Genomic DNA, 23,720 nt, shown 5'->3' with positions numbered 1-23,720 from the left:
ATAGAAAAAACAAGCCTTATTGGCTTGTTTTAAGTAAAATATTCAATTTTTGCAGAAGGAAAGTACTGATCTATATATGACTCTAAAGTCTTTCTTAGTTCTTGTTCCTCATCTTTTTGATAGATATATTTTCCTATCCCGTATCTTCCCCACTTGTATCTTCTTTTTTCTTCGTCCAACTCTAATTTTGATTTTGGGTAGTTTTTTTGAATCACACGCTTTGCTGGTTTTGTAAAGCGATGCTGAATCATCTCAAAGGTGATATCGTCTCTCACATCTTCAGGAAGAGCTGCATCAAGCTTTTCAAATAGAACTTTATATCCTTCCTGCCAGCCTTCATGGATGTAGATTGGAGCAACAATAAAGCCTAGAGGATAGCCTGCTTTTGCGACCTTAACAGCCGCTTCAATCCGCTGATCTAGCGGTGATGTGCCGGGCTCAAAATATTTAATGACATAATCGGCATTGATACTAAAACGGAATCTTGTCCGGCCATTATGCTTTGCATCTAACAGATGATCGACATGATGGAACTTCGTGACGAAGCGAAGCTTTCCTAAGTCGGTCTGCCCAAAGTATTCAATCGCTCGTTTGAGTGTATGTGTCAAATGGTCAATTCCTACGATGTCTGAAGTACATGATGCTTCAAATCTCGTGATATCCGGCGCCCGCTCGTTCATGTACTGCTCTGCCTGATCTAATATTTCTTCTACATTGACGTACGTTCGAATGTACGGCTTACTTCCCATTGTTGTTTGCAAATAGCAATAATGACAATGTCCCATACACCCTGTTGCAAATGGGATCGCATACTCTGCAGATGGTTTAGACGAGTCAAACTTCAATGTCTTCCTCACACCAATGACAAGCGTTGACTTCGCATTACGATACTTTTGCAAGTCATTTTTTCCCGGAATATTTCTGACCTGGTTGTGTGAAGTCGTTTCTCTTATTTCGATTCCCATCCCCTCAAACTTTTCCTTCAGCTCTCGTCCTAACGGGTACTCTAACGCCCGGGGTTCAATGTAAACAAGCTGGGGAACGAAAGGTTTGATCATATTAAGCACATCCTTACCTTTAAGGTTTTCATACCGTTACTTTAACCGCACAGGATGGCTTTTATCCTTTCTAAAATCTCCCTTATTCAAACAAGTCTTGATAAAGAGCTTCTGCTTCTTCATATGTTGGAAACACAGCATCATCAGGTGCTAGTGGATGATACGTTTCAAGTAAAAAGAGGGCAAGCTCTTCTTCGTTGTATGGATGTGAAACAATTTCTGCTTCTTTAATTTGTGCTACGTTTGCAGCATGTGGATTTCGATAAATCACATATACTTGATCACCCGGTTTGTAGTCTGAGAAAGGCAATCTGGTCACCTCCATTTTTTAATTATAGGGTGCCCTTCTCACAGCCCAATATGACTCAATATGATAAAATTCGACAAAAAAACCAGACAGTCTCACCTGTCTGGTTTTCATTCACTTAGTTCTGTTGAAACGTCTTCTTGACGAAATCAACCACTTCTTCTGTTGTGCTAAGTGATAAAATATGCTCTTTAAATGATGCAGCTTCTTCTTTAGAAAGCTTGCTTAGCTGCGTTCTAGCTGGAAGAATGGATGTTGCACTCATTGAGAATTCATCTAATCCTAATCCAAGTAGAAGCGGGATTGCGATTTCATCTCCTGCCATCTCACCGCACATGCCGACCCATTTACCCTCTTTATGCGCTGCTTCGATCACAAGCGTAATAAGACGTAAAATCGCTGGGTTGTAAGGCTGGTAAAGATAAGACACTCGTTCGTTCATTCGATCAGCAGCCATTGTGTATTGAATCAAATCATTCGTTCCAATACTGAAGAAATCTACTTCTTTTGCAAATTGGTCTGCGATGACAGCTGTTGATGGAATTTCTACCATCATTCCGATTTCAATGGAATCAGAAACGTCTGTACCAGCGGCAACCAATGCTTCTTTTTCTTCAAGTAAAATGGCTTTTGCTTCTCTAAATTCTGATAACGTCGCGATCATAGGGAACATGATTTTCAAGTTTCCATATGTACTTGCACGAAGTAAGGCGCGTAGTTGTGTTCTGAAAATCTCCTGCTCTTCCAGGCAAAGGCGAATGGCTCTATAGCCAAGGAACGGGTTCATTTCTTTTGGAAGCTGCAAGTAAGGAAGTTCTTTATCGCCACCAATATCTAGTGTGCGGACAACCACTGCTTTCCCTTCCATCTTCTCTAAAACTGTTTTATACGCATCGAACTGCTCTTCTTCTGTAGGAAGCTGGTCTCTGCCCATGTATAAAAATTCAGTACGGTACAATCCGACTGCTTCGCCGCCATTTTCAAGTACACCTTTTACATCTTCAGGTGTTCCGATATTTGCAGCTAGCTCTACGTGAACGCCGTCTTTTGTAACCGTTGGCTGGTCAACAAGTTTCGCCCATTCCGCTTTTTGAGCTAAGTAGTCTTCATGCTTTTTTTGATACGCTTTCACTTCATCTTCAGAAGGCTGAATGATGACGTCGCCGCTAATACCATCCACAATGATCAGATCATCGTTTTTCACCGTTTTTGTTGCTTCTTTTGTCCCAACAACTGCTGGAATCTCCATAGATCTTGCCATGATCGCTGAGTGAGAAGTACGACCGCCGATATCTGTTGCAAAGCCTTTGACAAATTGTCTGTTCAGCTGAGCAGTATCAGAAGGTGTTAAATCTTCAGCAATGATGATGACTTCTTCAGAAATCATGCTTGGGTTTGGAATGTCAACGCCTAGCAAATGGCCAGTCACACGTTTCGTTACGTCGCGAATATCCGCTGCACGTTCCTTCATGTATTCATTGTCCATTGCTTCGAACATTGTGACAAACATTGTCGCTGTTTCTTTTAAAGCAAACTCAGCATTTACTTTATCAGATTTGATTTTATCCTTTACTGGGTTTAGCAGTTCAGGATCACTTAACACAAGAAGGTGGGCAGAAAAGATATCTGCTTTGTCTTGGCCAAGCTCTTTTAGCGCATGTTCTTTAATTGCTTCAAGTTCTTGTTTAGAAACATGAATTGCTTCTTCAAAACGCTTCACTTCTGTCTCTGGATCATTGATGTCTTTTTGGTGAACTGTTAAATCTGGTTCTTCCAGACGATACGCTTTTGCAATCGCAACGCCTGCTGAAGCACCGATTCCTTTCAGTTGTTGCATTACTCGCCTAGGCCTTCACTTTTCATTGTGTCTTTAAGCGCAGCAAGTGCATCGTTTTCATCAGAACCAGAAGCAGAGATTGTGATTGTAGCACCTTTCGCAATTCCTAGAGACATTACACCCATAATAGATTTCAGGTTCACTGTTTTACCATTATATTCTAAGTTGATATCAGCATCATATTTACTAGCAGTTTGTACAAGAACTGTTGCAGGACGTGCGTGAATTCCAGAATCTGCAGTTACTTTGAATGTTTGTTGAGCCATTTTTATCAATCTCCTTTTTATACAATTAATACATCCACAATATTATATCATACTGCCGAGCTTGTCATCTAACAAGAACGGCAGTTATGAAAATTATTTTGAAATTTTCATGATGTTTTCTTGTCCAGCCTTGATTTCACCGGATGCTTGAAGGTCAATAAATTGTCCTTCACTTAAGTTGGTAAATACAATTGGAGTCATCAAAGATGGTACTTCAGACTTAATTTTATCAATATCAACCTCTAAAAGTTTTTGACCGATTTCTACTTGATCTCCCTCTTGTACAAATGCTTCAAATCCTTCTCCTTTGAGGCCGACCGTATCAATTCCGAAGTGGATCAAAATTTCAAGTCCACCATCAGACTGCAGGCCAATGGCGTGTTTCGTCGGGAACACATTTAAGATCTTCCCTCTTATCGGTGAAACAACCGTTCCATCTGTTGGCAAGATGGCGAAACCGTCACCCATCATTTTCCCTGAGAATACTTGATCTGGTACATCTGTAATTGGATGAAGCTCCCCTGTAATTGGTGAAGCAAAAATTTCTTCCCCTTGCTCATTTTGAAGCGGCTTTGCAATAACTTCTTCGACCTGCTGGCTGACTTCTTCTTTTGCAGAAGGGTCTTTCGCTGGACGAGGCGTGCGGCCTGCAATGATGTCCTGCATTTGTGTTTTTAAGTTATCAGAGCGCGGGCCGAAAATGGCCTGGATGTTGTTCCCTACTTCGAGAACACCAGAAGCGCCAAGCTTTTTCAAACGGTCTTTATCCACTTTCTTCTGATCATTCACAGTGACACGTAAACGCGTGATACAAGCATCCAGGTGCTTAATGTTTTCTTGATCACCCATTGCTTCAAGGATTTCATAAGGCAAGTCATTCCCTTTTTCAGACTTCGCCTCACTTGCTCCGTCTGCTGCTTCATCCTCGCGGCCAGGTGTTTTCAGATTAAATTTGCGAATGGCAAATCTAAATCCGAAGTAGTAAATGACAGCAAGTACGAGACCTACTGGAATGACGAGCCACCAAGCAGTTCTATTTGGCAGGATACCAAATAGGAAGAAGTCGATTAACCCTCCTGAGAAGGTCATCCCGATTTTCACGTTTAGAATATCCATTATCATAAAGGATAATCCAGCGAATACACAGTGAATCGCAAATAATACTGGTGCAACAAACAAGAATGAGAATTCAAGCGGTTCAGTGATCCCTGTAAGGAAAGAAGTAAGGGCCGCTGATCCCATAATTCCTGCTACTAGCTTTTTATTCTTTGGTTTTGCTTCATGGTAAATCGCAAGTGCTGCTGCTGGAAGACCGAACATCATGAACGGATATTTCCCTGTCATGAATGTACCAGCTGTCAGCTGAACACCATCTTTGATTTGCGCCATGAAAATACGCTGGTCACCACGGACAAGCTCTCCTGATAAGCTCTTGTAGCTAAAGAACTCATACCAGAATGGTGAGTAGAAAATGTGGTGCAGACCAAACGGAATTAATGATCGTTCAATGACACCGAATACAAAGGCAGCCAGCGGCTCATTCGCTGCGAGCAGTCCTGTTGAAAATGAGTTCAGTGCACCTTGGATTGGCGGCCAAATGACTAGCATCAATAGCCCTAAAATAAGTGCTGAAATAGAAGTAACGATTGGAACAAAACGCTTACCAGCAAAGAAGCCAAGATATTGCGGTAGCTCAATTTTGTAAAATTTATTATACATATAAGCTGCTAATACCCCAACGATAATCCCGCCAAAAACGCCGGTAGACAAGGTCGGTATGCCGAGCATATTAATATATGCTGGATGGCTTTCCTTGAAGAACTGGGCCAGTTTGAGTGAATCGGATGGAATAGATCCGTTAGCCATTAATACGGCACTCATCGTGACGTTCATGACAAGGTAACCGATGATAGCGGCAATCCCTGCCACTCCGTCTCCATTGGCAAGACCGATGGCAACCCCTACAGCAAATAATAGCGGAAGATTCGAGAAGACGATGTTCCCCGCATTCTCCATGACACTTGCAACAAGCTGAATTGTATCATTGCTTAAAAATTGAGCTACATCAATCAGCTGCGGATTTTGCATCGCATTCCCAAGTGCCAGTAAAATACCAGCAGCAGGAAGGATCGCAACTGGAAGCATGAGTGCTCGTCCAATTTTTTGCAACACACCAAAAAGTGATTTAAACACTGGTTGAACCTCCTTTTGTTTTCGCTTACAACATACATTTGGGATGCTCCCTGACGTACATTTCATAATTAACCGTTTACATTTCACTTTCAAACGCAAAAAAAGGCATGGTGATATAAGGTTGCGCAAATAACAGGATCTTATCCTGTATTTACCTTAAGTCACTCATGCCTGATCGAATCAGTTACACGTTTCAAGGAAACTATGAAATTTTATTTGTCAATCTGTACAGATGAAGTGTCAGGTAGACGGCCTCAGCATCCTGTACAGGCTTTTTCAATGCATGCTGCAAAATTTTGATCATTTTCCAAGCAGTATTGTAGCATAAAGGATATTCATTTTTCAATAGATGAAGCAATTTTTCTGGCTCCTCTAATGATTCTCCCCGTTTAATACGCTCAATTGAAAACGTAATATGGCGTAATAGGCGTAAATAATGAATACTTTCTCTGTCTACTTTCATATGAAATGAATCTTCAATGACTTGGACCATTTGTGTAATGAGCTGCGAATGACGGTTCACTTCAGATAATGGCCGATTCGTCAAAGCTGAATGGATATGGAGCGCTATAAAGCCAATTTCTCCTTCTGGCAGCTTCGTTTCGACATCTGGCCGCTCGTTAATCAGTTCAACGACTTCCTTTGCAACCTCGTATTCTTTCGGGTAAAGCGATTGCGTCTCAAGCATAAAAGGGTTCGTGATATCATAGCCTTGCTGCACCCGCTTAAAACTAAACGCAATATGGTCGGTCAGTGCAACATGTATATGCTCATTCAATCGTTGTCCCATTTTTTCTCGTATATGATAAATGACGTCATTGGCAAGCTCGATCATGTTCTCATCAATATGATGAAGCAGCTGTTTATATTCTGTTTGTTCCTTCGTGTTTTTTAACACAAACATTTTTTCAAACACGTCTTGATCGAGAAGATCCCCCGATTTTTTACCGAAGCCGATCCCTTTCCCAATCAGAACCACTTCGCCCAAAGAAGGGTGTCTTGCGATGATGACATTATTATTTAACGCTTTATCAACGGTGAAGGATTCCATGAACATCCCCACCTCCTTCTTATTCAATCCCTCTTATCGTACAAAACAGATGAAACGTGCGTCAACGATTGTTTTTCAAAACGGTTGTTGTTCGCTCAATCAGGCGAAATGGCAGCATTCTTTTTTCTGATTTCTCTCCCTTTAATGCCCGATCGAACAATTCAAACGCTTCCTGTCCCATTTGTTTGAGGGGAATATGAATGCTGGAAATCCCCAAAGCCTCACTCAATTGGTTATTTTGAAAGCTGAGTATGGCTGGTGATTCTCCTACTTTTATGTCATGACGCTGCGCCTCTAATAAAAAGCCTGCAGAGACTTCGTCATTTGTGATGAATAAAGCTGTAGGACGATTTTTCATTTCCTGCCATTCTGCAAATAATTGCTTCCCATCAAGCAGAGATAACTTCCCTTCGATGACCCAATCCTCATCAATGGTCTGCCCGAGCGATTGCATCATGTCTTGATAAGCCTGAAGTCGCGACTCGCTATTCGCTCCTTCTGTTCTGGCGAGAACGATCGCAATTCGTTGATGGCCGCATGCCACCAAATGATGCAGCCCTTCCTTAAATGCTTGATCATGCGCAATCGACACGGTTGAGCATTGATCGTGCGGTGCAGGATGACAAAATATAATCGGACCTGATTCCTGCCACTTTAAAATGTGACCATCACTTAACGCATTTGAACAAAATATTAAACCATCTACACGGCGCTCTTTTAAACTCATTAACGCTTCTTTTTCTTTTAATGGGTCATATCCTGTTTGAAATAAAGCAAAATGCATGCCGCGCGCCTGTGCTTTTTCTGCAATACCTGTGACGAGAGCGCTGAAATAAGAGTGTTCAATGTTTGGAAGGACAATGCCAAGCATATTCGAATAGCCCTTCGCTAAATGGACCGCCTGGATGTTTCTCGTATACTTGAGCTCTTTCATCGCTTGTAGAACACGTTCCCTTTTTTCTTCTTTAACATAAGGATGCTCATTCAACACACGTGATACGGTTGTCACAGATACACCCGCTCTTTTCGCAATCTCCCTTATGTTTGCCATTTTTTCTCCTACTTTCTCTTGATATGGTAAGCGTTTCATACTTTAAGATGTATGTGAGCTGAACAAATCACTGGATGGAAAGGGGAATTCAAGATGGGTTTCATCATATGGATTATATTATGTATGACTGTTTTGTTTTCTGCTCGTTTTGCATTACATCCTTTAGGAAAAGAACATAAAATCAAACCGTTTCAATCAATTGATGATTTTTTTGTTGATAAGGATCGAGAAGAGTGATAAAAAATCACGATGACACTTCCAATCCCTGGACGTTCATCGTGATTTTTTTCATTACTTGATGATCGTCAGCTCTTTCGGATAATTGGTTAAGGTGACTGGACCATCTGCCGTAATGAGAACATCATCTTCAATTCTTACGCCGCCGACTCCTGGGACATAAATTCCTGGTTCGATCGTATACACCATACCTTCTTGCAGAAGGTCGTCATTTGCCTGACTCATAGAAGGAAACTCATGAACAGAAACCCCTAGCCCATGTCCGAGACGATGAGGGAAATATTCACCATATCCCGCTTCTGTGATCAGCCCGCGGGCTTTTAAGTCAAGATCACCGATTCTCACGCCGGGCTTACTCATTTCAAGTGCTGCCATTTCTGCATTTAAGACGGTTTGATACATGTCCTTTTGCTTTTCAGAAGCTTCCTGATAGATGAATGTTCTTGTGATATCTGAGCAATATCCATCGACAATGACGCCAAGGTCAAATAACACAAAATCGCCTTTTTTTAAGGCTGCCTGTCCCGGATTTCCATGAGGCTCGCCTGATTTTTCCCCAAAGAGAACCATAGTTGAAAAGGACATACCTTGAATGCCTTTTTTCTTTAGTTCATATTCTATGACAGCGAGCACTTCTGTTTCTGTGATTCCTTCTTTTAAGGCGTTAACCCCAATCTTTACACCTTCATCTGCCAATTGAGCCGCTTTTTTGAGTGTAGCAATTTCAGATTCATCTTTAATCAGTCTGAGCTGATTGAGCGCATCTTCAGCCCGGACGAACGTTTCTGCCCCGGTAACAGCTTGGAGCTCTTCTGCTCTTTGAAGCGGAATCGATTCTTTTTCAATCGCAAGACGCGCCGCTTGAATACCTCGTTTTTCTATCGCTGATTGAATGAAATCAAATGGATTCTCATGATCTTCATATCCAATGATATCGCCGGACCATCCTGCATTTTTTGCCTGCTCGACTTCCATTTTAGGCAAAATAAAAAATGGTTCTGCCTCTTGGAACACAAACAGCCCCATCACTCTTTCATGCGGCTCTGTGAAGTATCCAGATAGATAAAACACATTTTCCTTTGTATGTATAAATGCACCTTGAATGTCTTCTTTCTTAAGCCAAGAAGACAAGCTCTTCATTCGGTTCATCATGATCCTCCTCACACGTTTTACTACTGGTCTATTGTATCAGTTTTTGCTTTATTTCGCACAAAAGCGCACTGGCATGAATCCAGTGCGCCCTGATGATTGATTTAAGATGCACGAAGCAGACGCAGACCATTTAAAATGACCAAAATCGTACTTCCTTCATGCCCGATGACACCAAAAGGCAAATCAAGCACTTGTAAGAAATTCGCACAAATTAACAGACAGATCACCGTTAATGAGAAAATAATGTTTTGCTTAATGATTCGATTCATTTTTCTTGAAAGACGGATCATCTTTGTTAGGTTATTTAAATTGTTCTTCATTAAGATGAGATCCGCTGTTTCTAAGGCAACGTCTGTGCCTCCGCCCATCGCAACCCCAACATCTGCTGTGGCAAGCGCTGGTGCATCATTGATTCCGTCTCCTACCATGATGATTGAATTACCTTGTTTTTTTAATTGATTGACCTCATGTACCTTTTCATCTGGAAGACATTCAGCCACTACGGTTTGGATGCCGGCTTCCTGCGCAATCGCTTCAGCCGTTTTTTGCTGATCTCCTGTCAGCATGACGGTTTGGATGCCTAAATCATTTAGTTCTTGAATCATTTTTTTGGCTTCAGGTCTGATTTGATCCTTAAGGCCAAGACAGCCAACAACTTTTTCATCCTTTTGAACGTAGACCACTGTGTATCCTTGCGCGGAAAGGTCATCACCTGTCTCTTCAATCTCGCGGTCGATTGACGCCTTACCCGCAAAGTCTTTCTTCCCAATCCGCCACGTTTCTCCATTTAATTGTGCTTTCACACCAAAACCAGAGGTTTCTTCAATGGTGACATGGACTGATCTTTCTGTTTGGTGTTCTTTTGCCATATCAGAAATTGCTTTCGCTAATGGGTGGTTTGATTGACTCTCAATTTGATAGAGTGCCTGGTAGAAAGCAGATTCATCCTGCCCTTTAGCCATGATGACTTGTTCTACGGCTGGCTTCCCGCTTGTAATCGTCCCCGTTTTATCAAAAGCAATCATGCTGCTCGTGCCTAGTTTTTCTAAAAAGACACTTCCTTTGACAAGCATTCCATTTCTTGCGCCATTTGAGATCAATGACAATGCTGCTGGCATGATGGATGCAACTAGAGCACAAGGTGAAGCAACGACCATAAACACCATAGCCCGGTAGAAGGTTTCACTCATACTCCAGCCGAGGACAAAATGAGGCAGAACCATTAAAATCGCAACGGTGATCAGCACACCTTTTACATAGGCACCCTCGAATTTTTCGATAAATGCCTGGCTTGGCGAAACACTTTCTTGAGCGGATTCAACAAGTTTAATAATTTTATGGAATAACGTTTCTTCATTATGTTTCGTGACTTCTACTGTTAAGGAACCATTTAAATTCACTGTTCCTGCAAATACGTCTTCCCCCTGCCCTTTTTCCTGTGGAATAGATTCGCCTGTGAGGGCAGATTCATCCACACTTGTTCTCCCGTTTAAAATGACACCATCTGCTGCAATGCGTTCCCCAGCTTTGACCATAATCCGGTCACCTGGTGTTAATGATGAAGCGGCGATTTGAATGGTCGTACCGTCTTCTTCAATTAAAGTTGCTTCATCTGGTGCAATGCTCATTAATGCTGTTAAATCTTTCTTGCTTTTATTTGACGTATACGTTTCAAGCGCACCACTCAGTGAGAAAATAAAAATTAAGATAGCGCCTTCTGCCCAATAGCCGATTAGAGCTGAGCCTATTGCTGCGAAAATCATTAAAAGTTCCACATTCAAGGTCTTCGACGAAATCGTTTCTTCAATTCCTTCCTTCGCCTTTGCAAAACCTCCAATAACAAATGCTAGGACGAAAAGAGGAATGCTCCACATGCTCTGATCCTTTAGAATCCATCCAATTAAAATGAGAATCCCCGAGATTCCTGCTGCAATTAATTCTCCGTGCTGTGCCCATTTATGTAAGGACCATTTCGATTCCTTTTGATTTGTCGTTTGGTAAAGTGCTGTATTCTCATTCATGATTGTTTTCTCCTCTCTAATTGATAATCTTTTTCACATTATCAATCGTTACCCGTTTCTTTTTCCATCTATATTTTCTGCTATTTCAAGCTTTTTATTGGTCTGTAACTCATTATAACAGGTTCTGATCAATTTTCAATTAATAATTATTATAATTTCTTTTTGATAATAATTATCATTATTGATATAGATCGTTCCGTCTTCTTCTGAGCACAGTGTATTCAGATGAAAAGCAAACGAACACAAAAAAGAACCAACAGAATTGGTTCTTTCACATAAAGGATTTGTTCTACGAATTTGTCCACTCTTTGATTTGTTTTTTTGTCAGTGGACCTACATGATTTTTCACCACTTCTCCTTTTTCGTTAATCAAAAAGGTCGTTGGGATGGTGATGATTTGATATTTCTTCATCATTTCTCCGTGTTCATCTAGGATGATCGGGAATGTAAACCTTCTGTCTTTCACAAATTGGGCAACAGCATGTTTACTTTGTTCAGCACCTAGTAAATTCACGGTCAATATGTCAACATCACTCTGATTTTCTTTCACAATCTGTTCAAATTCGGGCAGCTCCATTTTGCAGGACGGGCACCATGTTGTCCAAAAATGCAAAATGGTCTTTTTCCCTTTTTCGGGAACCATCTGCATGTCACCATTTAATGTCGGCGCCTCTATCCTTGGCGCCATCACAGGCTCTTTTGCTTCTGCTGCTGCGCTCATGAGAAATAGAAGCACGCTCATCATCAGAAGACTGGCGGGTAGATGTTTACGATTCATCATGATCTTCCTTCCCAGTTTTCTTATAGCTTGCCCGCTCGATGATGATGACATTCAAGCTTTTTTCAATGTAAGGAACATTGAAACGCCGAGCTCCTTACAAATCGTCGCATAATGCAGCGCAGTCAACAGCAGCATGCCTGTGTTCATCCCTAAAATGACCCCCATCATATTCAAGCTTTCAATTGAACCAAGGAAATACACCATAGAAAAAGAGACGACATGCACCCATATATTATGTAGGAACACATCTTTGATGAGCCCCATTCCGATTAAACATGCTTGAAAAGGCATCACAAACAGATGGCATAAAAAGTATGGCCAAAGCAGCTGTAAATAGACAGCAGCTTGCGGTGAATCAAAAAAAAGCTGCGTGAGCGGGTAAGCAAAATAATACATCACCATCACTGCCGGCACCCCATATCCAAACGTTATGAGAATCGCCTGTCTAACACGTTTTTTCACAAGATCATACTGGCCTAAAGCATAGGCTTCAGAGACACTCGGAATCATCACAATCATGATGGAATGAGCGATAAACGCCGGGAAAAAACCGATCGACATTGCGACACCAGCCAGCATGCCGTAATGATCAACAGCAAGTGTTCCAGAAATGCCTGCTGCCACGAGCGCTCCTTTGATTAAAAATGGTTCAACCGCATTGGCAATCGCATGAAAGATGCGCATGCCCGTTGTCGGAATGGAAACGGCTAATAGGCGCTTTCGCACATCACTTCCTCTTAATTCAACAGACCTGACATTCACAGCATTTTTTGCCATGACGTATTGGGAGTATAAATAAATAAAGACAACAAGATCACTCGCAACAATGACACCAATGGCGATGAGTACTGCTGTTTCAATATCAAACGAATACCAATGAAAAAACAAAAACAAGCAGATAAGCTGGATCGTTTTCTTCAGCATATTGGCTAAAGCAATTCTGCCCATTTGCTGCTTTCCCATAAAATAGCCGCGGGCAATGGAGGTAAACGCAATAATCGGGATAAGTGACAGCACCAAGCCTTTCATAAGCGGATGATACGACTGAAACACTGGAATGAAAGGCAGTACAATGGCTGCTATAGCTGTTGTTGTACTTGTCACCACAAGTGTCATTTTAAAGGCATGACGGAGCATGCTTTTGTGGAGACGTTCATGTGATTCTGCAATGAATTTAGAAATGGAGACTGGCAGCTCTAAACTGGCGATCACAAGGACAAGCATGATGATTGGAAGGATACTCATATATAAACCCATTCCATGTTCTCCAAGCTCTCTCGCTAAAATCATATTGACTAAAAACTCTATACACTCCGCAATAAAAGCTGCGACAGATAGCAGAATGACCCCTTTTACAAATCGATTCATGTAGCCTCCCCTTGTCTAAAGCAAATTCTTTTCACATTCTATGAGACAAGTCCAAAAAATATTTTAATAATTGAAGACAAAAAAGAGCAATCTCATTGATCGCTCTTTTTCTTTATACGGCAAACACGTGACGTCCGATGCGTTCTACAATTTTGCGGGAACGAATCCAATGATCTGTTGCCGTTTTTGGATTATAAAAATAGATAGCCTTTGTTGTTCTGTCATGCTCTTTTACTACCTGCTTCACCGCTTTAATGGAATCTTGATCTGCTTTATCATGAATGCTTCCATTTGATACTGGCTGGAAGGCATTTCGCTGATAAATCACACCTTTAACGCTGTCAGGAAAAGAACGATGCTCCACCCTGTTTAAAACAACGCTTGCCACCGCTTTTTTCCCTTCGTAAGATTCACCTTTCGCTTCAGCATGTACCAATCGAGAAAGCAAATCCATTTCTTCATTAGAATACTGTTTGCCGCTTGCCTTATTCGTCGTTTCAGATTTTACTTTTTTCTTTTGCTTCGGTTTTGAAGACTTTTCTTCTGTTGACGTACTTAGCAATTTCACTTTTGGCTGACGCTTTTCTTCAGAAAATGCCGGGATGACTTGATCGTGGTCTTGATCTATATATGAAAGCTGATGTTTAACAGGTGCTTGTGAAAGTTCGTGACTTAATGTGCCTTGCTGCTCTTGTATATTGTCCATCTTCATTGCTGCAACGAGCATAAGGATGACAAAAAGAGCTGTATGAATTTTAATCATTCGCCTTTTTCCTCCTTTAATCAAAAGTAGGCTGTAAGATACTTGTCCACTCTAACAAGAGCTCATTCTATTTTCACGCACAAAGATTTACATGCCTGTCCAAATTCCGTCATTAAATGGCATGTCCTAGTTGAGCGCACATAAAATGGAATTGTTAGCGCTTAAAAATGTCCCTTTTTCACCTATCATCATCCTTATGCTCCTGATTATGGGTTATTACATTTTCTTTTCATATGTATCAGAGTGGTTTGAAGTGTGACAAAAGAACGAAAATAAAAAAGCTTTCTCTCATCAATGAGAAAAAGCTTTAGCTTCTTGCTTCTGTAAGATATTCAAAAATAACATCTCCACCATGTTTGGCAATCCCGCGAAAATGTTTAAAATCATCTTGATTCACCAAAACAGAACGAAACGTTAAAAAGTCATCTTTTTGGATGGTCACCTGTTTTTCTGTCCCATTCCGTAAAGATTCGAGGATGGTGAGGATTTGTTCTTCAGTCAAAAAAACCGCTCCTTTTCAGCCATGATCAATTATTAAATATACCATTCGTTAGAAGAGCATACAACGAAAACAAAACAAAAACGTCTTTATCCTTTACATTGGTATGAAAATATTGCAAAATACTTTTTAATAGGGAATGAAATCTGTTTTTAAAGGAGAGGGATCGGTTGAAGATTGCAAAAATTGGAAATGTGATCGAATTTAGAAATGGTTTAACAGGTGTAGTTGAAAAAGTGAATGAAAACTCTGTCATTGTGGATGTCACCATTATGGACAACTATAGAGATTTAGAACTGGATTCACTAACAGTCGTTAATCATAAAAACTATAAAATCATCAAAGACTCCGTACATTAATTTGCAATCCTCAATTCAGACGATCGGTACATACGTATATATAAAGCAAATTTGGCTCGTTTGACAACTTTGCTCTATTTGAACAATCACATATGAAAAAGACTGATACCACTTAAAGAGGGTCAGTCTTTTTGCGTATGAAAGGTTTGCATTTCCGCCTTCGTCTTGTACATCTCGACTTCCTCGGGTGTAATCACTCCTTTATCAATCAAGAGGGCAATCACTCCAAGCAATGTGGAGGCACTCCATTTATACCGTTCTTTGTTTTGATGTTCAAGCATTTGAAGCTCTTCCTTTAGTTCCATTAGCAGCTGCTCTGCCCGCTCTTCTTTGTTTGCCAACTCAAACGCCTCCGTTTCTCATTCATTGCCTCTATTTTATCTTACATCAAATGAGATAAGCAAAAAAAGCATGATCCCTCTTTACAAACATACGTTCTGTCATGTATAATATGTTTACGAGCTGGTAGCCCCCAGCCGTCCTAGCAAGTTCTATTCCCATTCGTATGAGAAGAGTGACATGACTCTTCTCTTTTTTTTATGGTTGATTCGCAAAAAAAGACATGCATCCGGCATGTCTTTTCCTTTTTTCTCATTTTACATATCCATCATCAAACTTAGTTTGCAGCATTTATGGTTACTCAGGACATATGGAAAACGACTTTTTTATACGACTCAAGGAAATCCCCATTAAGGACGATTTGCAATCCCTTCGCAGTGACATTATACCTGTGCTAGCCCGCCATCTACGAACAATTCAACACCCGTCAAGTAACTGCTTTCGTCTGATGCAAGGAAAGATACAGCGTTTGCTACTTCTTCAGGTGTCCCAACTTTTCCAACTGGAACAGTATTTCTGGCATTTTCCATCGCTCCTTCAAGTGCATCACCAAAAAGCTCATCGTATGCAGGTGTAAGAATCACTCCTGGACTTACCACATTTACACGAATTTCAGTACCTTTTAGGTCAAGAATCCAGTTGCGAACTAGTGCTCTTAATGCTGCTTTAGATGCTCCATATACACTAAATGCTGGGTTGCCAATTGATCCAGCAGTAGAGCCCGTTACAATAATAGAACCTACTTTGTCCGGGAATAGTGATAGCGCTTTTTGAACAGTAAAAATGGTTCCTTTCACGTTAATGTCGAACGTTCTATCAACCTGCTCTTCAGTAATTTCACCTAATGGAAGGAAGTTGCCGATGCCTGCATTAGCAAAAAGGATGTCCAACTTACCTTTTTCCTGCTTTATCATGTCATATAGTTTGTCTAAGTCTTCAAGCTTAGAAATATCACCTTGAACACCGGTTACGTTCTTGCCAATTTGGTTAACAGCTTTATCAAGTTCGTTTTGTCTACGTCCCGTGATATAAACATATGCACCTTCGTTTACAAATTTTTGTGCTGTAGCAAGACCAATCCCACTTGTTCCACCCGTTACAAGCGCTACTTTACCTTCAAATTTCCTCATACTTAACACTCCTTTAGAATTCATATTATTTTATGTCTAGTACCTTTAAGTACTTGAAGAACAACTTACAAGTAATAGTATCCTTCAGTAAGCACATTATCGGAAGTACCCACTTTTTTGTGATATAGTAACTAAAAAGTAACAAATGTGGAATGGAGAGCTTTAGACATGAAAAAATTTAGCTGTGGGTTTGAAGTGACAAAGGAAGTGATTGGCGGAAAATGGAAAGGACTTGTATTATACTTTTTAATGAATGGACCAAAGAGAACGAGTGAATTAAAGCGCATTATCCCAAATATAACTCAGAAAATGCTGATTCAAACTCTTAGAGAGCTTGAAGCCAGTGGACTTGTGACCAGAAAGATGTATAATCAAGTACCGCCGAAGGTTGAATATTCATCCACTGAACTTGGAAAATCTCTTAAACCTATCTTGCAGGAGCTCTGTCAATGGGGGAGCCAATATGCGGAGCAAGAGTATGCAGAAGGTGAATATGAAATTGTACAACCAGAACAACTAAAGTTAGGATAGATGTAGCTGCTGAAGTAAATGCTAAACAACTTCAATAGCCTCACCTAACAGATGAGGAACAGTCATGAAATAAATGAGATAGTCAACTTTGAAAGTGAAGTTCTAATCAGAAGTGTCATGGACTATATTCAGGAGAGCTTTGATGAAATTCAAAAATGAGCTGTTTCCAATGTTAAAGAGAAGGTTCAGAAACTTAACCAAACAATAATGCCTATGATCTCATAATAGGCATTTTTTCTTTCGGATAAAAAAGAAAAGACGTACAAATTGTACGCCTTCATCTGCTTCTGTACTATCAATTTTTCACTGCATAAAAGTCACAGTTAGGTTGCACCTTAGGTCACACTTTTTCATACAATTCTCATGAGTATTTTCAGGTGTGACTTTTTCCACTTTAATGTGACACCATTTCGTTTCATACTCCGTCTCACACAGCGGAATAATTACCGATTATCAATCGTCTCCGGATACATATCATGGTTCATCATACGGTATTCTGCCATTTCCTCATATTTCGTCCCAGGTTTCCCGTAGTTCGTATACGGGTCAATGGAAATACCGCCTCTTGGCGTAAATTTGCCCCAAACTTCAATATACCTTGGGTCCATCAATTCAATCAGGTCGTTCATAATAATGTTCATACAGTCCTCATGGAAGTCACCATGGTTACGGAAGCTGAACAAATATAATTTTAACGATTTACTTTCGACCATGATTTCATTTGGGATATAGCTGATATAAACTGTCGCAAAATCTGGCTGACCTGTTTGCGGACAAAGTGATGTAAATTCTGGGCAGTTGAATTTCACAAAGTAATCTCTATTTGTATGTTTATTTGGAAACGTTTCAAGCACTTGTGGTGCATAATCAAACAAATAATTGGTTCCTTGGTTTCCTAGTAGCGTGACACCTTCTAATTCTTCTGGTTTTCTTGTCGTCATGTCATCTCTTCCTTTCTATACGCCTCGTTTATTTCCCCACAATAACGTGTGCAGCTGCGGCAGCACTCTTACGCGGTTTAAGTCTGGATCTTGCGCGACTTGATTCACAAGCGCTTCATATTTCTTTAATAAATGCGTTAATAAGTACGCATCATCACCTGTCGTTGTGTCATCATTTCCTACCTGCAAATAAAAAGGAAGCTCAGGATATTTCGCATGAACATCCTTCGCATACGCCAGATCACGATCGTCAAAAATCACGACTTTCAAGCTAGCATGCTGCAATCTATTCCCGCTTTTCAGCTCATCTATAATACGTGTTAGTTTCGTAAAATCTGTTTTCATATTCGAGCTTGGCGGCTTAGGAGAAATGGTTAAATCATCAATTTTCAAAAACCATTCCTGATACATCGTCCCTTGTGTTTCAAGCGCTGTATCAATTCCTTCTTCATGCAGCAAATCAATGAGGGATTCCATTTGTTTTAAAAGCGCCGGGTTTCCCCCTGAAATGGTGACATGAGAAAAAGCCTGTCCGCCTATTCTTTTTAATTCTTTGACAATGTCTTCTGCCTCAAGCCACTGAATGTCATGCTTCGCTGAGCCATCCCATGTAAAAGAGGAATCACACCAGCTGCACGAGTAGTCACAGCCAGCCGTTCTGACAAACATGGTTTTTTGTCCAATGACCATTCCCTCTCCTTGAATGGTTGGACCAAAGATTTCTAATACTGGAATCGCTTTAGCCATTGATCTCAACTCGTTTCGGACGGTAAATGCAATAGCTTGTTGGTGTCTCTCTGACAAAGACCTGAACACATGTCGGCTTGTTCGCTAAAGTTGATAAATACGCTGCGACTTTGTCATGTACGGTCTTTGCCACCACCTCAGTGGTTGGCATCGCGTATCGATCGTTTGATGAGAATTCCTTATGATCATTGAGCAGCGTGTGATCGTACTGCCCATGAATGAGCTTCTTCAATGTACTGAAATTGACAAGGAAACCCGATTCATCTAGCTCGTCTCCCGCAATCGTGATATTGATGGTGTACGTATGACCATGAACACGGCTACATGCGCCCGCATCTTCCCGCGGGATGAAATGGGCAGCAGATACATGCATGTCTTTATTTAATTCAAATGAAAATGGATGATCGGTTTGTGGATAGATTTGAGAAAGCATTTATTTTGCCTCCTTCATTTCCATATAAGTGTCATAGCCATTTTTCCGCAGCTTACACGCAGGACATTCCCCGCAGCCATCAGAGATGATGCCGTTATAGCAAGTGAGCGTTTCATTTTTCACAAAATCCAGCGCATTAAGCTCGTCTGCCAGCTTCCATGTTTCTGCTTTATTCAGCCACATCAGTGGTGTATGAATCACAAATGGTTTTTCCATTGCTAAATTCACTGTGACGTTGCAAGATTTCACAAACTCGTCACGGCAATCTGGATAGCCGCTAAAGTCTGTCTCACAAACACCTGTGATAATATGTCTTGCTCCAATTTGATACGCTAATATAGAGGCGAAGGATAAGAACACTAAGTTTCTTCCTGGTACAAATGTGGAAGGAAGCTCTCCTTCTTTTTCCTCAATGTCAATGTCATCTCTTGTTAAAGCATTAGGTGCCAGTTGATTTAAAAGTGACATATCTAATAGATGATTCTTCACACCTAATTTGTCAGCGATTCTTTTGGCGACATCAATTTCTTCTTGATGACGCTGATTATAATGAAAGGTCACTGTTTCTACCTCTTCAAATTGTTGAAGTGCCCATAATAAACAGGTCGTACTGTCCTGTCCCCCGCTAAAGACAACGACTGCTTTTTCATTTTTCATTTTCTGTTCTCCTCCTTTTGCAGATGGTACAACCGTACAGCACTGCATCTGAAAGGCTCCTGAAAACCCCTATTTTTCTCAAAAGAAAAGACACCTTTACATGTGTATGAGGTGTCCCAGCCATAAAAAATAAAAAATGCCACATCCAAGGATACGGCAAGTCCTTAGTTTTTTATAGAGGGTTTTGCTAGAACCTCTCCCGTCTTCACGGATTTTTGTTCAATTTTCACAGAGGATAGTGTACCACATATTTTTCATACAGGCTATCCTTTCTTTACTTATCTAGCGGTACAGGCACTTTTTTTAGACAAAGAAAGAGGATAAAAAAGATGCTGACATAGCCAAAAACCGGATAAACCGTTGAAATCAGTGTACCGTAACCAATTTTACTAATCACATAGCAGCATATGAGGATAAGGGATATCGTAAAGATGCTGTTCATTCGGATATATGCCCTCACTTGTCTCTCCAGCCCGTATAAATTGCCTATGACGGATGTAAAAACTTCACCGAAGATGACAAATAAATAAATGAGATGAATCGAGTTTGCAACTTGATACACCACCTGGGCCATTGGAATATCAAACGCCTCCAGCATATCTAATGAAGAAAGAGATAAGAAGCAAGCAAGCAAAATGAGTGTCAGCATGACACCCCCAAGCACCGCTCCCTTTTTAATGACTGCTTCAGAGGTCATTTCATTTGCGACGGGTACTAACACTGCCTGTGACAGTGCTAAATTAAAGGCACCATATGACACTGCTGATAATATCCACTCGCCCTCACCCATTTGCAGCGCAAGAACATAACTTTCACTGCTGCTAAACACAAATGAATCAAGAAACACGATCATTGAAAAGAAAATCAGCATTGGAACGACAAGCACGTTGACGCCAAATAGCCCTTTTGAACCTTTAAAGAGTACAATGACGCTCAGAATGATCGTCAAAAAGATCCCATATTCCTTCGATATACCAAGTTGTTCTTCAAAAATAGCCCCTGCGCCTGAAATCATCACTGAGGTGACACCAAGTAAAATAAAAAACATGACAATATTAATATAACGACTCGCAGCTGCGCCAAATAAAAAACGGTTCATATCTTGATAAGATTCTGCTTCGATTCGTTTCGAAATCAGCATCATTTTTGCCCCAAGACCAGTAAAAATAACACCGCTAATCAGGATTCCTAATAGTCCAATCCAGCCAAAACGAACAAAAAATTCTACGATTTCTTTTCCTGTCGCAAACCCAGCTCCAACCACTGTTCCTACATATACAAAGGCAAGCTGAAAAGCGGATTCATTTGAACGTTTCATGTGACCCCTCCGCACCCATCACTTTCGATTGTTCCTTTTTTATCCTATGAGACAAGTTCCTTGAAAAGAAGGACAAACCATGATTAAATGCAAAAAAGGATTTTTATTCCCCTTTGAGCAAAACAGTTGAAAGTCAAAATAGGTCAGAGTATACTATAGTCAAAGATGGTCAAACAATAGACCATTTTCTTTAACATTCATTGGTCAAATAAAGTCAAACTTTATTTTAAGGAGGTCATGGCAAATGCGTTGTCAACATTGTCAAGTAAATGAAGCAACTATTCGCCTGAATATGCAAGTAAATTCGTCCCGGAGCCAAATGGTTTTATGTGAAGACTGCTATACCTCTTTGATGGAGCAGTCAAAAATGAAAATGGGACCTCAGCTCTTTGGAGGAAGTTCATTCTTCTCTCAGGCAGCAGGTCATGCCCCAAACATGGAGCAGCCAAAGCAAAAAGGCTTACTCGATGAGCTTGGCCGTAACTTAACAGATGGAGCAAATGCTGGTTTAATTGATCCAGTCATTGGCCGTGATGAAGAAGTCGCAAGAGTCATTGAGATTTTAAATAGAAGAAATAAAAATAACCCTGTTCTTATTGGTGAACCAGGTGTTGGGAAAACAGCGATCGCAGAAGGACTCGCGCTCAAAATTGCGAGCGGCGATGTGCCAAATAAATTAAAGAACAAACAAATCTATTTATTAGATGTCTCCTCACTTGTCGCAAACACAGGTGTACGCGGTCAATTTGAGGAAAGAATGAAGCAGTTAATCAAAGAACTGCAAAGCCGTAAAAATATCATCTTATTTGTAGATGAAATCCACCTTCTTGTGGGCGCAGGATCTGCAGAAGGATCAATGGATGCTGGAAACATTTTAAAACCAGCCCTTGCAAGAGGCGAACTGCAGCTAGTAGGTGCGACGACATTAAAAGAATATCGCCAAATTGAAAAAGATGCTGCACTCGAACGGCGCTTCCAGCCCGTCATCGTAGATGAGCCAACACAAGATGAAGCGATCGACATCTTAAAAGGCATTCAAGATAAATATGAGGCCTATCATGGTGTCACCTATTCAGATGAAGCAATCAAAGCGTGTGTTCAATTATCTTCGCGGTATATTCAAGACCGCCATTTACCGGATAAAGCCATTGATTTAATGGATGAAGCTGGTTCAAAAGCGAACCTCTCCATTGATGCAGCAAGTGAAGATGAGCTGACAAATCGATTAGCGGAAATTGCCGCAGAAAAACAAGCTGCGCTAAAAGAAGAACAATATGAAAAAGCAGCGAAGCTTCGCGATGAAGAAGAAGCCATTGAAGCAAGACTTCAAAACAAAACAACTGAAAAAGAGCATATCGTTACAGCAGAGGACATTCAGGCCATTGTGGAACAAAAAACAGGCATTCCTGTCGGGAAACTCCAAGCAGACGAACAAACTAAAATGAAAGAAATTGACGTCCGTCTAAAAGCACGAGTGATTGGGCAGGAGCATGCGGTTGATAAAGTGGCCAAAGCCGTGAAAAGAAGCAGAGCTGGATTAAAATCGAAACATAGACCAACAGGCTCCTTCCTTTTCGTTGGACCAACAGGTGTCGGGAAAACCGAATTGTCTAAAACGTTAGCTGAAGAATTATTCGGTTCAAGAGATGCGATCATTCGTTTAGATATGAGTGAGTACATGGAAAAACACTCTGTGTCCAAACTCATCGGTTCTCCTCCTGGTTACGTTGGACATGATGAAGCTGGCCAGCTGACTGAAAAAGTGCGCAGAAAACCATACAGCATCATTTTGCTGGATGAAATCGAAAAAGCACACCCAGATGTACAGCACATGTTCCTGCAAATCATGGAAGACGGCCGCTTAACAGACAGCCAAGGCAGAACGGTCAGCTTTAAAGATACAGTCATCATCATGACAAGTAACGCAGGCACCGCAGATAAAACAGTCAAAGTGGGCTTCCAATCTGATCAGGAAGAAGCGTTTGAGGAACAATCACTCATTGATTCACTGAGCAGCTACTTCAAACCAGAATTTTTGAACCGTTTTGACAGCATCATTCAATTTGATTCACTAGACAGAGAGGACTTAGTGAAGATTGTTGATCTTCTGCTCAATGAGCTGTCAGAGCAATTAAAAGAGCAGAATTTAACAGTTCATGTCACAAATGAAGCAAAAGAAAAGATCGCAGAGCTTGGATATCATCCTGCATTTGGTGCTCGTCCACTTCGAAGAACCATCCAAGAGCACGTTGAAGACCAAATGACGGAGATCCTGCTTGAAGAGGAGCAGCTTTCTGGATTTACTGTGGATGTTGAACATGACGAAATCGTCGTAAAAAAAGGATAACTACATCTTCAGGATGATATGCACCTCCATCATGTTGCGGCGTCTAAGTTCCATCTGAACGCCGACGCTCCCCCGCCTCTTTTCCTTTACGATAAAAGAAAAAGAGGTGGAACACATGATGAATTGGAGCTACGATCTTGTCAAAATCATATATGAAGAAAAATTAAAAGAACTGCTTCATTTAGATGAACCAGCTCAAAACGATTAAATGGAGACTCCCTTTATATGAGAGGGAGTTTCTTCTTTTACATATTTAGAAAGCGCTTTCGTCAAAAATTCTTCACAGAAACTGTCTTAATTTTATATTCTGACTAAAACCATTCTAGAACACACC

The 23,720-nt window shown here is 40.8% G+C and carries 24 protein-coding genes and 1 riboswitch; of the genes, 4 read left to right on the top strand and 20 right to left on the bottom strand.

The window, feature by feature from the left end:
• Nucleotides 1-29 precede the first annotated feature (29 nt).
• The 7 genes from splB to NSS76_RS06760 form a co-directional block, all read right to left on the bottom strand.
• Nucleotides 30-1,058: a spore photoproduct lyase gene (gene splB, locus NSS76_RS06790; protein WP_024424698.1), complete on the bottom strand. Its 1,029-nt coding sequence runs from the start codon at nucleotides 1,056-1,058 to the stop codon at nucleotides 30-32.
• 82 nt (nucleotides 1,059-1,140) lie between these two features.
• Nucleotides 1,141-1,383, bottom strand: coding sequence for a transcriptional regulator SplA domain-containing protein (locus NSS76_RS06785; RefSeq protein ID WP_044331928.1), 243 nt, complete (start codon nucleotides 1,381-1,383; stop codon nucleotides 1,141-1,143).
• A gap of 100 nt (nucleotides 1,384-1,483) precedes the next feature.
• On the bottom strand, nucleotides 1,484-3,202 hold the full coding sequence (ptsP, locus tag NSS76_RS06780) for a phosphoenolpyruvate--protein phosphotransferase (protein WP_024426847.1): 1,719 nt from the start codon (nucleotides 3,200-3,202) through the stop codon (nucleotides 1,484-1,486).
• Complete coding sequence (locus NSS76_RS06775; protein WP_003211078.1) at nucleotides 3,202-3,468, bottom strand: phosphocarrier protein HPr; 267 nt, start codon at nucleotides 3,466-3,468, stop codon at nucleotides 3,202-3,204. The genes ptsP and NSS76_RS06775 overlap by 1 nt, the downstream gene beginning before the upstream one ends.
• 93 nt (nucleotides 3,469-3,561) lie before the next feature.
• On the bottom strand, nucleotides 3,562-5,661 hold the full coding sequence (gene ptsG / locus NSS76_RS06770; RefSeq protein ID WP_044331925.1) for a glucose-specific PTS transporter subunit IIBC: 2,100 nt from the start codon (nucleotides 5,659-5,661) through the stop codon (nucleotides 3,562-3,564).
• 202 nt (nucleotides 5,662-5,863) lie between these two features.
• Nucleotides 5,864-6,718, bottom strand: coding sequence for a glucose PTS transporter transcription antiterminator GlcT (gene glcT / locus NSS76_RS06765; RefSeq protein ID WP_024424695.1), 855 nt, complete (start codon nucleotides 6,716-6,718; stop codon nucleotides 5,864-5,866).
• Nucleotides 6,719-6,773: 55 nt separating this feature from the next.
• The gene (locus tag NSS76_RS06760; protein ID WP_341081411.1) at nucleotides 6,774-7,763 is read right to left on the bottom strand and encodes a LacI family DNA-binding transcriptional regulator; all 990 of its coding nucleotides are present in this window, start codon (nucleotides 7,761-7,763) and stop codon (nucleotides 6,774-6,776) included.
• 93 nt (nucleotides 7,764-7,856) lie between these two features.
• On the opposite strand from NSS76_RS06760, the gene NSS76_RS06755 reads away from it, so the two are divergent.
• Nucleotides 7,857-8,000: a hypothetical protein gene (locus NSS76_RS06755; RefSeq protein WP_162842493.1), complete on the top strand. Its 144-nt coding sequence runs from the start codon at nucleotides 7,857-7,859 to the stop codon at nucleotides 7,998-8,000.
• Between the two features lie 54 nt (nucleotides 8,001-8,054).
• Here NSS76_RS06755 and NSS76_RS06750 read toward each other — a convergent pair whose 3' ends face one another.
• The 6 genes from NSS76_RS06750 to NSS76_RS06725 all read right to left on the bottom strand — a co-directional run bounded on the left by NSS76_RS06750 (nucleotide 8,055) and on the right by NSS76_RS06725 (nucleotide 14,587).
• On the bottom strand, nucleotides 8,055-9,149 hold the full coding sequence (locus NSS76_RS06750) for a M24 family metallopeptidase (protein ID WP_122631259.1): 1,095 nt from the start codon (nucleotides 9,147-9,149) through the stop codon (nucleotides 8,055-8,057).
• Between the two features lie 104 nt (nucleotides 9,150-9,253).
• Entirely contained in the window at nucleotides 9,254-11,173 is a 1,920-nt protein-coding gene (locus NSS76_RS06745) for a heavy metal translocating P-type ATPase (protein ID WP_341081407.1), read from the bottom strand.
• A 289-nt stretch (nucleotides 11,174-11,462) separates the two neighbouring features.
• Nucleotides 11,463-11,951 (bottom strand): endospore biogenesis thiol-disulfide oxidoreductase StoA, encoded by a 489-nt coding sequence (gene stoA / locus NSS76_RS06740; RefSeq protein WP_122631257.1) that lies wholly within the window; start codon nucleotides 11,949-11,951, stop codon nucleotides 11,463-11,465.
• Between the two features lie 54 nt (nucleotides 11,952-12,005).
• On the bottom strand, nucleotides 12,006-13,322 hold the full coding sequence (locus NSS76_RS06735) for a polysaccharide biosynthesis protein (protein ID WP_024424690.1): 1,317 nt from the start codon (nucleotides 13,320-13,322) through the stop codon (nucleotides 12,006-12,008).
• Nucleotides 13,323-13,434: 112 nt separating this feature from the next.
• Entirely contained in the window at nucleotides 13,435-14,085 is a 651-nt protein-coding gene (locus NSS76_RS06730; RefSeq protein WP_024424689.1) for a cell wall hydrolase, read from the bottom strand.
• Nucleotides 14,086-14,392: 307 nt separating this feature from the next.
• Nucleotides 14,393-14,587, bottom strand: coding sequence for a hypothetical protein (locus NSS76_RS06725; RefSeq protein WP_024424688.1), 195 nt, complete (start codon nucleotides 14,585-14,587; stop codon nucleotides 14,393-14,395).
• Nucleotides 14,588-14,754: 167 nt separating this feature from the next.
• Between NSS76_RS06725 and NSS76_RS06720 the strand changes: the two genes are divergently transcribed.
• Nucleotides 14,755-14,943, top strand: coding sequence for a YkvS family protein (locus NSS76_RS06720; protein WP_003211747.1), 189 nt, complete (start codon nucleotides 14,755-14,757; stop codon nucleotides 14,941-14,943).
• Between the two features lie 122 nt (nucleotides 14,944-15,065).
• Here the strand turns inward: NSS76_RS06720 and NSS76_RS06715 are convergent, their stop codons facing one another.
• The gene (locus NSS76_RS06715; protein WP_024424687.1) at nucleotides 15,066-15,284 is read right to left on the bottom strand and encodes a hypothetical protein; all 219 of its coding nucleotides are present in this window, start codon (nucleotides 15,282-15,284) and stop codon (nucleotides 15,066-15,068) included.
• A 381-nt stretch (nucleotides 15,285-15,665) separates the two neighbouring features.
• A complete protein-coding gene (locus NSS76_RS06710; protein ID WP_122631256.1) occupies nucleotides 15,666-16,412 on the bottom strand; it encodes an SDR family NAD(P)-dependent oxidoreductase in 747 nt (248 codons plus the stop codon).
• 168 nt (nucleotides 16,413-16,580) lie between these two features.
• On the opposite strand from NSS76_RS06710, the gene NSS76_RS06705 reads away from it, so the two are divergent.
• A complete protein-coding gene (locus NSS76_RS06705; protein ID WP_034623357.1) occupies nucleotides 16,581-16,943 on the top strand; it encodes a winged helix-turn-helix transcriptional regulator in 363 nt (120 codons plus the stop codon).
• 443 nt (nucleotides 16,944-17,386) lie between these two features.
• On the opposite strand, the gene queF is transcribed toward NSS76_RS06705, so the two are convergent.
• From queF to NSS76_RS06680, 5 genes are all read right to left on the bottom strand, one after another.
• Entirely contained in the window at nucleotides 17,387-17,884 is a 498-nt protein-coding gene (gene queF / locus NSS76_RS06700) for a preQ(1) synthase (RefSeq protein WP_024426839.1), read from the bottom strand.
• Nucleotides 17,885-17,899: 15 nt separating this feature from the next.
• Nucleotides 17,900-18,631 (bottom strand): 7-carboxy-7-deazaguanine synthase QueE, encoded by a 732-nt coding sequence (gene queE, locus NSS76_RS06695; RefSeq protein WP_034623358.1) that lies wholly within the window; start codon nucleotides 18,629-18,631, stop codon nucleotides 17,900-17,902.
• Nucleotides 18,624-19,064 carry a 6-carboxytetrahydropterin synthase QueD gene (queD, locus tag NSS76_RS06690; RefSeq protein WP_151863005.1) on the bottom strand — a complete coding sequence of 147 codons (441 nt, stop codon included), beginning with the start codon at nucleotides 19,062-19,064 and terminating at the stop codon, nucleotides 18,624-18,626. The genes queE and queD overlap by 8 nt, the downstream gene beginning before the upstream one ends.
• The gene (queC, locus tag NSS76_RS06685; RefSeq protein ID WP_024424683.1) at nucleotides 19,065-19,721 is read right to left on the bottom strand and encodes a 7-cyano-7-deazaguanine synthase QueC; all 657 of its coding nucleotides are present in this window, start codon (nucleotides 19,719-19,721) and stop codon (nucleotides 19,065-19,067) included.
• Nucleotides 19,722-19,879: 158 nt separating this feature from the next.
• Nucleotides 19,880-19,924: riboswitch (PreQ1 riboswitch) on the bottom strand.
• Between the two features lie 71 nt (nucleotides 19,925-19,995).
• Nucleotides 19,996-21,039: a YkvI family membrane protein gene (locus NSS76_RS06680; RefSeq protein ID WP_024424682.1), complete on the bottom strand. Its 1,044-nt coding sequence runs from the start codon at nucleotides 21,037-21,039 to the stop codon at nucleotides 19,996-19,998.
• Between the two features lie 244 nt (nucleotides 21,040-21,283).
• Between NSS76_RS06680 and NSS76_RS06675 the strand changes: the two genes are divergently transcribed.
• Complete coding sequence (locus tag NSS76_RS06675) at nucleotides 21,284-23,386, top strand: ATP-dependent Clp protease ATP-binding subunit (protein WP_024426836.1); 2,103 nt, start codon at nucleotides 21,284-21,286, stop codon at nucleotides 23,384-23,386.
• Nucleotides 23,387-23,720: the final 334 nt, after the last annotated feature.

This window comes from Bacillus sp. FSL R5-0654 (genome assembly GCF_038008745.1).
Lineage (GTDB): Bacteria > Bacillota > Bacilli > Bacillales > Bacillaceae > Bacillus > Bacillus safensis.
This window is presented reverse-complemented; position numbering and strand designations above follow the sequence as displayed.

Coding starts and splice junctions, on each gene's coding strand:
- NSS76_RS06730 (WP_024424689.1), bottom strand. CDS start 14,085: ATGATTAAAATTCATACAGCTCTTTTTGTCATCCTTATGCTCGTTGCA.
- NSS76_RS06775 (WP_003211078.1), bottom strand. CDS start 3,468: ATGGCTCAACAAACATTCAAAGTAACTGCAGATTCTGGAATTCACGCA.
- glcT (WP_024424695.1), bottom strand. CDS start 6,718: ATGTTCATGGAATCCTTCACCGTTGATAAAGCGTTAAATAATAATGTC.
- NSS76_RS06710 (WP_122631256.1), bottom strand. CDS start 16,412: ATGAGGAAATTTGAAGGTAAAGTAGCGCTTGTAACGGGTGGAACAAGT.
- NSS76_RS06785 (WP_044331928.1), bottom strand. CDS start 1,383: ATGGAGGTGACCAGATTGCCTTTCTCAGACTACAAACCGGGTGATCAA.
- queE (WP_034623358.1), bottom strand. CDS start 18,631: ATGGCTAAAGCGATTCCAGTATTAGAAATCTTTGGTCCAACCATTCAA.
- queD (WP_151863005.1), bottom strand. CDS start 19,064: ATGCTTTCTCAAATCTATCCACAAACCGATCATCCATTTTCATTTGAA.
- queC (WP_024424683.1), bottom strand. CDS start 19,721: ATGAAAAATGAAAAAGCAGTCGTTGTCTTTAGCGGGGGACAGGACAGT.
- NSS76_RS06745 (WP_341081407.1), bottom strand. CDS start 11,173: ATGAATGAGAATACAGCACTTTACCAAACGACAAATCAAAAGGAATCG.
- NSS76_RS06705 (WP_034623357.1), top strand. CDS start 16,581: ATGAAAAAATTTAGCTGTGGGTTTGAAGTGACAAAGGAAGTGATTGGC.
- NSS76_RS06760 (WP_341081411.1), bottom strand. CDS start 7,763: ATGGCAAACATAAGGGAGATTGCGAAAAGAGCGGGTGTATCTGTGACA.
- splB (WP_024424698.1), bottom strand. CDS start 1,058: ATGATCAAACCTTTCGTTCCCCAGCTTGTTTACATTGAACCCCGGGCG.
- NSS76_RS06680 (WP_024424682.1), bottom strand. CDS start 21,039: ATGAAACGTTCAAATGAATCCGCTTTTCAGCTTGCCTTTGTATATGTA.
- stoA (WP_122631257.1), bottom strand. CDS start 11,951: ATGAATCGTAAACATCTACCCGCCAGTCTTCTGATGATGAGCGTGCTT.
- NSS76_RS06735 (WP_024424690.1), bottom strand. CDS start 13,322: ATGAATCGATTTGTAAAAGGGGTCATTCTGCTATCTGTCGCAGCTTTT.
- NSS76_RS06750 (WP_122631259.1), bottom strand. CDS start 9,149: ATGAACCGAATGAAGAGCTTGTCTTCTTGGCTTAAGAAAGAAGACATT.
- NSS76_RS06675 (WP_024426836.1), top strand. CDS start 21,284: ATGCGTTGTCAACATTGTCAAGTAAATGAAGCAACTATTCGCCTGAAT.
- queF (WP_024426839.1), bottom strand. CDS start 17,884: ATGACGACAAGAAAACCAGAAGAATTAGAAGGTGTCACGCTACTAGGA.
- NSS76_RS06755 (WP_162842493.1), top strand. CDS start 7,857: ATGGGTTTCATCATATGGATTATATTATGTATGACTGTTTTGTTTTCT.
- ptsP (WP_024426847.1), bottom strand. CDS start 3,202: ATGCAACAACTGAAAGGAATCGGTGCTTCAGCAGGCGTTGCGATTGCA.